The organism is Bacillus sp. 05T31, from assembly GCF_056396725.1.
The window spans coordinates 1-3,393 of sequence record NZ_JBFTMA010000616.1 but is presented as its reverse complement, the minus strand read 5'-3'; the positions used below and the strand labels follow the sequence as shown (position 1 = coordinate 3,393).

Below are 3,393 nucleotides of genomic sequence, written 5' to 3'. Positions count from 1 at the left end.
CTACAGATGAAAATATAAGATGACAAAAGAAAGATGCTATGAATTAGTGAATGGGTATATGAACTAAGCTGAAAACATAGAAAAATGCGTTGCTTGTTAGCAACGCATTTTTAAGTATTTACGCTTTTAATTTCATTACTGTATCAGCATCTGGTGTTACATATAATGTTTGTTGATTGTCATATGTAACAAATCCAAGTTTTGCACCGCTCGGTTTTTTGACATGGCGTACCTTTGTGAAATCTACAGGAACAGAACTAGAATCTTTTGCTTTACTGTAATAAGCAGCGATTTTAGCGGCCTCTTGTAAAGTCTCTTCCGTAGGTTCAAGAGAACGAATGACAACGTGGGACCCAGGTATGTCTTTCGTATGTAGCCAAATTTCATCACGACGGGAGAATTTCGTTGTTAAATAATCATTTTGCTTATTGTTTTTACCGACGAAAATTTCTGTGCCATCACTAGCTAAATATTTGTCCAATACTGGTTTTGTCGGTTTTTTCTTTGTGTTTTTCTTCTTACGATTACGTACATAACCTTCTTCGGTCAGTTCTTCACGAATCTCTTCAATATCTTTTGAAGAAGCAACCTCCATTTGTTGAAGTAAGCTATCGAAATAAAGAATTTCTTCATTTGTTTTTACGATTTGTTCTTCTACAATAGCAACTGAATTTTTCCTTTTCCGGCATCTTGTAATGTTTTTTCTAGTTTAATTAGCTTCTTTTCGTTTTTTGTTTTTTCATTTTGCATAAAGCGTTCTAAATCGTGAGCTTGTTGTTTTACACGATCGCGCTCCGCTTTACCAAAGAAGAAACGATCTAATAATTCACTAACAGATGAAAATGTTTTTTCGTTTCCTTGTAAGTGAGAAAGAGGGAATAGGTAAAAGAACTCTTTTCCATTTGCTGTTATCATGGCAGGCACGTACTGATGTGTTAGCAAAGGTTTTTGCAAGCTGAAGAAAGCTTCAGATAATGCTTTTTCATTTGCCATACCTGCTTTATTTACAACTTCTTTTGCAAATAATGGGGAAATTCCCATGAATGCTCCGACAAGTTGTTTGTCCATGTTGCCAGATAAAAAGTCTAGCGGTTTAATAAAATCATCTTCTGTTTCGATAAGAAGCGGATTAACTTTATGTTGTGCCGGTGGGGCAACATATTCAGCTCCAGCATATACAGTACGATGTCGGTTTACCGCTAAAGAAACGTGTTTTAAGCTATCTAAAATAACATTTGTTTTCGTATCTACTAAGATAATATTACTGTGTCGTCCCATTATTTCGATTACTAATGTTTTTACTGATTCGTCACCGATTTCATTGCGACTGCGGACTGTAATTTGAATAATACGTTCTAAGTCAATTTGTTCGATTTTTTCAATAAATCCACCTTCTAAATGTTTGCGAAGAAGCATACAAAACATCGGCGGTAGCGCTGGTGAATTGTAGTTTTGATTTGTTAAGTGCATACGCGCATATGTAGGGTGAGATGAAAGAATTAGCTTTTGGTTTTTTCCGTTTGCTCGAATATGTAATAAAACTTCATATTTTGAGGGTTGATATATTTTTGAAATTCTTCCTGTTTGAAGAGAATTTGCAATTTCATGTGTAATTGCTCTTGTAAATAATCCATCGAATGCCATGAATGAACACTCCTTTCTAACTAAAAGTTAATTATAGCATTTTTTTGGACGAGGCTGAATAAGCTTTCATTAGAGTATGTCTGGAATCAGGAGGTCGATGGCAGGATGAACTGGTATGAAATGCGAGCACATGAAGTGGAGGAAAGAACGAATACGAATGTGGAGGTAGGTCTTACAGAGCAAGAAGCAGAGGGCCGATTAAAGAAATTTGGTACAAATGAATTGCAAGAAGCAAAGCGGCCTTCTGCGCTTATGGTGTTTTTAGCGCAATTTAAAGATTTTATGGTACTTGTTTTATTTGGTGCTACAATTATTTCAGCTTTTTTAGGAGAGTATATTGATTCGATTGCAATTGTTGCAATTGTTATTATTAATGGTGTCCTCGGTTTCTTCCAAGAGAGGAAAGCTGAAAAATCGTTGGAAGCTTTAAAAGAATTGGCAGCTCCTCAAGTTACTGTACTAAGAAATGGGAAGTGGATAAAAGCGCCGTCAAAAGCGCTTGTACTAGGTGATATTATTAAATTTTCTAGTGGTGACCGTATTGGCGCGGATGTTCGCCTTGTGGAATCTTCAAGTTTATATATTGAAGAATCGGCTCTTACAGGAGAGTCATTGCCTGTACAAAAGAAGGTAGATGCGTTACAAGGTCAAGATGTTTCAATTGGTGATCAAAAAAACATGGCATTTATGGGGACGATGATAACGAGAGGTGCTGGAACAGGGGTAGTCGTAGCAACTGGAATGAATACAGCTATGGGGCAAATTGCAAATATGTTGCAAAATGCTGAGCAAATGGAAACGCCATTACAAAGAAGATTAGAACAGCTTGGAAAAATTTTAATTATTGTTGCTCTTATTTTGACGGCTCTTGTTGTACTAGCTGGTGTATATCAAGGGAATGAAGTGTATCACATGTTTTTGGCTGGGGTTTCGCTTGCTGTTGCAGCTATTCCAGAAGGATTGCCAGCTATCGTTACTGTTGCGCTATCACTTGGCGTACAGCGTATGATTAAAAAGAGGGCAATTGTGCGAAAGTTGCCAGCTGTAGAAACGTTAGGCTGTGCTTCTGTTATTTGCTCAGATAAAACAGGAACAATGACACAAAATAAAATGATGGTAACACATATGTGGTCAGGCGGAGAATTGTGGAAAGTAACAGGTCAAGGCTATGAGCCAACAGGTTCGTTTATGAAAGGTGAAGAAGTAATTGACCCTACTAAGACGAAATCACTGTATCAACTACTTACATTTGGCTGTTTATGTAATAATGCGAATGTTATTCAAAAGAAAAAGACGTATGTGTTAGATGGAGATCCAACAGAGGGAGCTCTCGTTGCTGCTGCAATGAAGGCGGGAATATCACGTGAAGCTCTTAAAGGAAAGTTTGAAGTCATTCGTGAATTTCCTTTTGATTCAACTAGAAAAATGATGAGTGTTATTGTTCGTGATCGTGAAGGTAAAAAATTTGTTATTACAAAAGGAGCACCAGATGTTCTTTTGCAAATGAGCCAAACAATTTTGTGGGGAAATAAGCAGCAGCCTTTAAGTGAAATGTATCGAAAAGAAGTGCAGGCAGCGATTCATAGTTTAGGAAGTCAAGCTTTACGAACGATTGCGGTGGCATTTAAACCGTTAAAAGCTACAGATTCAATTGAACATGAAAGAGAAGTCGAGCAGGATTTTATGCTTGTTGGAATACAAGGAATGATAGATCCACCAAGACTAGAAGTGGCGCAAGCGGTGAAAGAG

General features: G+C 37.2%; 1 protein-coding gene and 1 pseudogene. One reads left to right on the top strand and one right to left on the bottom strand.

Going from position 1 to position 3,393, the window contains the following annotated elements; genetic code table 11:
- Window positions 1-118: 118 nt before the first annotated feature.
- Window positions 119-1,644, bottom strand: a pseudogene (locus AC1DJR_RS25265) (Rqc2 family fibronectin-binding protein).
- A 105-nt stretch (window positions 1,645-1,749) separates the two neighbouring features.
- On the opposite strand from AC1DJR_RS25265, the gene AC1DJR_RS25260 reads away from it, so the two are divergent.
- Window positions 1,750-3,393, top strand: a 1,644-nt coding sequence (locus AC1DJR_RS25260) for a cation-translocating P-type ATPase (protein ID WP_477003784.1), incomplete at its 3' end; no start/stop codon positions are given.